The following is a 4,595-nucleotide window of genomic DNA, read 5'->3' on the forward strand; positions in this document are numbered from 1 at the left end:
GCTTGACGTCGATGGAAACCGGCAGCGTCGTCGCTCCGCTTTGGCTCGGCTGTGTGCTGGCCACCGGCAGCCTTGCCAACTCGATACGCTCGGCGCCAATGCGATCGGCGCTGAAGCTCTTCGACAGAAGTGCCAGCGGCGACCAGTCGACAGCCACCTTGCGCGCCACCATCCAGGCGCCTTCGCGATCCTCCAGAACGACATGATCGACCCTGAGCGCGCCCGACCAGATGCCGTCGATGCCGACGACAGTGACCTTGCGATCACCGGTCGAGGCCATAGTCGAGATGATGCCGGCAAGGTTTTCGCGGCCGCCCTCGGTTTTGGTCAGCACGACAAGCGCCCCCACCGCCGCTGCCACGATGATGAGCAGCGTGTAGAAAAGGATACGGAGGATGCGCCTGAATATTGCCATCAGAATGCCTGGCCGATGCCGGCATAAATGCCGAAATGAGGATCGTCGGGGCCGCGGTTGAGCGGCACTGCCGCGTCGATGCGCAGCGGCCCGAACGCCGTCAGATAGCGCAAGCCTACACCCGCGCCGACCTTCATGTCCGAAAAATCGGGGACCTGCCTGGTCGACACCGTGCCGGCATCGACGAACGGCACGACGCCGATCTTGTCGGTGACCGCGATGCGCATCTCGACCGAGGTCTCGAAGAAGGAAAGCCCGCCGATCGGCTCTTCGTTGCTGTCCTTCGGGCCGATGCCTTGATAGGCATAGCCGCGCACCGAGCCGCCGCCGCCGGAGTAGAAGCGGCGGTCGGCCGGAACATCCTGAAGACCGGCGCCGATGATCGAGCCGATGGCGACACGTTCGGCGAAAACGAATTTCGAGGCCGAATCGAGCGACTGGTAGGCCGACCCCTCGCCCTTCAGCTTGACAAAGGCAGCCCCGCTCAAAATGTCGTAGCTCGGCTCGGCATAGGCCAGCACCCTGAAGCCCCGGGTCGCATTGAGCTTGTTGTCGCGATTGTCGTAGACATATTGCAGTGGAATGCTGGCGATCAGATACGTGTGCTTGCCGAAAGCGTCGTGGATTCTCGAATAATCAAGCGCGACTTGCGCGGAAACCGTCTGCTTCTTGTCGAGTTCGTAGGATAGGCCGGTGCTGCCCTTTACCGAGAAATGGTCGTAGGCGTCGGGGTGCTCCAGCACGGTATTGACGCTGGCAATGAATTTCGACGCCGGCCCGACCACGCCCGGCTTTTCGAACATGACGCCGGCATTGTAATTGAGCTGGGTCAAGTCGTTGCTGCCTATGCCGCTGATCTTGCCGTCGATGCGCAGCTTTTCGGCGCGGCCAAACAGATTGCGGTGCCCCCAATAGCCTTCGAGGCCCAGCCCTTCGGTATTTGAGAAGCTGCCGCCAATGCCGAAATAGCGCGGCTTGCGTTCGCTTACCTGGACACCGATCGGGATGTTGCCCTCGGCGTCGAGGGCGTCGGCTTCCTTCACCGTCACGCTGTTGAAGACCTCGAGCCCGAGCAGCCGGTCGCGTGCATCGTCGATCTCATCGGGCGAATATTGGCGGCCGCGCTTCAGGCCGGTCATATATTCGGTGAAGTCGCGGTTGACCTTTTCGGTACCCTCGACAGTGGTGTCGCCATAGCCGGCGACCGGCCCGGCCGCGACGGTGAGCGTCACGTCGAGCGTCGAACCGGCGTGCTCGGCGACGATCTCGCGGCCCGTCACCTTGGCCAGCGGCCTGCCTTCTTGCTTGAGTGCCCGCACGATCGCCGCCTCGGCTTTGAGCACGGCGCCCGAACTGGCGTCACCGCCGGCGATCAGACCGAAATCGGCACTTGCCAGCCCCGCTGCATCGCCTTTCAGCCTGATGTTGCCAAGCGTGAACTTCGGCCCGGCCGCTATGTTTATCACCACCGGAGTCGGCTGCGGGCCAGAAAACTCGGCATCGGGCGGCAGATCGTCGAGCGGCCTGCCCTGAATAGTGATGGTGACGACACCCTCGTAGCGCGCGTCCGCGTAGAGCGCGGCGACAAGTTGCTCACGGTCGCTGCGCGCCTTGGCCAGCAGGCCGAGAGAACCGGATACCGGGTGTTCCTCGTCGGCCTTCAGCGCCGAGGCGTTTTCGAGCTTCTCGGCGAGATCCTTGTCGGCGTCCGGCGCCTCGATCGTCACTGCATAGCGCAGCGGGTCGACGATGTCGGCATCTTCGTCTTTGGATCCCCACAGTTTGATGCCGAAAATCTCGAAGGCGGCAGCGCTTCCGGTTTCGGCAACAAGTGCCGTCGAGCACAACAATGCGAAAAGCAGGGCGCGCGAAAGCGCGCGCCGTGGCGCGGTTCCTCCCGATATCTGCCTTTCATACGCCGGCATTACGCTCCTAGCCTAGCTCGCAAACCTAAAATTGGAATGAAGTTCTGAAGCACTCGTAAAGGGGCCACAATCCAATTGCTGAAATAGACAGGGCTTGGAACTCACACCTTCTGCGTCGCCGCAAGAAAGCGTGATCCCCTGTCCTATGGAGCTACTACCGGTCACCGGCCGGAAAGCAAACCGTTGGCAGGCGGATCCTGCCGCGTCCTGATGTTGACAAGCGCGACTGAAAGCTTGAACATTTCTGGACGTAAGCACTTGTCTGGAGGGGTTTATGGCAATGCGCGCGGCTCGTGGTCTATCGATTCTTTTCCTTCTCTTTTTTGCCTGGAGCGGTGTCGCTCAAGCGGCCGAAGCCCGGCGGGTGGTGACATCGGACAATTCCGACTATTTCGGTTTCGATCTCAGATCCGACCAGAATGTCAGCCTCGACCAGTGCAAGACCACCTGCCTCGGCGACCCGGCCTGCCGCGCCTTCACCTACAACCTCAAGGCCAAATGGTGCTTCCTTAAATCCGATTACAATTCGTTGAAACCCTTCGGCGGCGCCGTCGCCGGCAAGGTCGTCAACATCGACGGCGATCCCGACATCGGCGCGCCACCCGAGCTCGCCTTCTTCCCCAACTGGATGGCCGACCAGGCCCAGCAATACCGCAACAAGCTCACTGGCCCGACCTACACCAAGCCGACCGAGGGGCTGACGGCGCTGAGGGCGGCCGCCGAACAGTCGGCGCTGACGGGCGATCATCGCTCGGCCATGCACAAATACGAAGCGGCGGTTTCGGTGTTGCCGGATGATGGCCAGCTCTGGCTCGAGCTGGCGCGCGAAACGCTTGCCGTCCATCCGACCGCCAACAGTTCGGAGCCGTCGACCCTGCCGGCGAACGCCACTTCCGCCGCCTTCAACGCCTACAAATTGCTGCGCACCACCAAGACGCGCGCCGACGTGCTGGCCCTGCTCGGGGACGGCCTTGATCGCCGCGATCTCTACAGGCCGGCCCTGCAGGCCTACGAGGCGAGCCTCGCTTTGGTCAATTCGCCGGCAGTCAGGGCCGCCTACCAGGATCTCAAGGCCCGCAAGGGCTTCCGCGTCATCGATCATACCGTCGATGCCGACACCAGCGCGCCACGCATCTGCGCGCAGTTCTCCGAGGAGCTGGTCAAGACCGGCGTCGATTATTCCCAGTTCGTCACCGTCGACAACGCCGCTCCCAAGGGCGTCGAAGCCAAGGACAAGCAGATCTGCGTCGAAGGGCTCGAGCACGGCCAACATTATGACGTGACCTTCCGCGCCGGCCTGCCGGCCGCCATTGGCGAGGTCACCGCGGCACCGGTGGTTCTGTCGATCTACGTGCAGGACCGCGCGCCTTCGGCCCGCTTCACCGGCGACAGCTTCGTGCTGCCCGCCGGCGCACGCCGCGGCATACCGGTCGTCACCGTCAACATGAATGCCGCCGAAATGAAGCTCTTCCGCATCGGCGACCGCTCGCTGGCCCAGCTTCTGTCGGGATATCAGTTCCTGCGCCAACTTGACGGCTACGACATTTCGAACATCTCCGAACAGATGGGCGAGCCGGTCTGGCAAGGCCAGCTCGACATCGCCAACGACCTCAACAAGGAAGTCACCACCTCCTTCCCCATCGACGAGGCGTTGCCGAAACGCAAGCCCGGCGTCTATGTACTGACCGCACAAGCCGTCAACGATCGCAGCGACGACTATGATTCGCACGCCACGCAATGGTTCGTCGTCTCCGATATCGGCCTGTCGACCTATACCGGACAGGATGGGCTGAACGTCTTTGCCCGTTCGCTCGCAACCGCCAAGCCGATCGCCGGCGCCGAGCTGACGCTGCTGGCCAGGAACAATGAAATCCTCGGCACCGCGACCACCGACGCGGAAGGGCGGGCGGTGTTCAATCCCGGCCTGACGCGCGGCGACAGCGGCATGGCGCCGGCCGTGCTGATGGCCAAACAGGGCGACGACGATTTCGTCTTCCTCGATATGGGCCGCGCCGGCTTCGACCTGTCCGACCGTGGCGTCGCCGGACGGCCGGCACCTGGCGCGCTCGACGTCTATGCCTGGACCGAGCGCGGCATCTACCGTGCCGGCGAAGATGTCCATGTCGCGGCTCTTGCCCGCGACAGTGCCGCCAAGGCGGTCGAGAACCTGCCGCTGACCTTCATCTTCTCGCGGCCCGACGGCGTCGAGGACCGCCGCATCGTCAGCGACGGCGCATCGGCCGGCGGTCACGCGG

General features: G+C 63.2%; 3 protein-coding genes. 1 reads left to right on the top strand and 2 read right to left on the bottom strand.

Going from position 1 to position 4,595, the window contains the following annotated elements; translation table 11 throughout:
• Both E5W70_RS27915 and E5W70_RS27920 read right to left on the bottom strand, forming a co-directional pair.
• Positions 1-415, bottom strand: a 415-nt coding sequence (locus E5W70_RS27915; protein ID WP_292664530.1) for a hypothetical protein, incomplete at its 3' end; no start/stop codon positions are given.
• Positions 415-2,340 (bottom strand): autotransporter assembly complex family protein, encoded by a 1,926-nt coding sequence (locus E5W70_RS27920; protein ID WP_292664533.1) that lies wholly within the window; start codon positions 2,338-2,340, stop codon positions 415-417. The genes E5W70_RS27915 and E5W70_RS27920, both read right to left, overlap by 1 nt.
• A gap of 274 nt (positions 2,341-2,614) precedes the next feature.
• Between E5W70_RS27920 and E5W70_RS27925 the strand changes: the two genes are divergently transcribed.
• The coding region (locus E5W70_RS27925; RefSeq protein WP_292664535.1) for an MG2 domain-containing protein at positions 2,615-4,595 on the top strand (1,981 nt) is incomplete at its 3' end.

Source organism: Mesorhizobium sp., assembly GCF_005063415.1.
In the GTDB taxonomy this organism is placed as follows: Bacteria; Pseudomonadota; Alphaproteobacteria; order Rhizobiales; family Rhizobiaceae; genus Mesorhizobium.

Bases quoted from the DNA above. Each gene is read 5' to 3' on its own strand.
- E5W70_RS27920 (WP_292664533.1), bottom strand. From the start codon at position 2,340: ATGCCGGCGTATGAAAGGCAGATATCGGGAGGAACCGCGCCACGGCGC.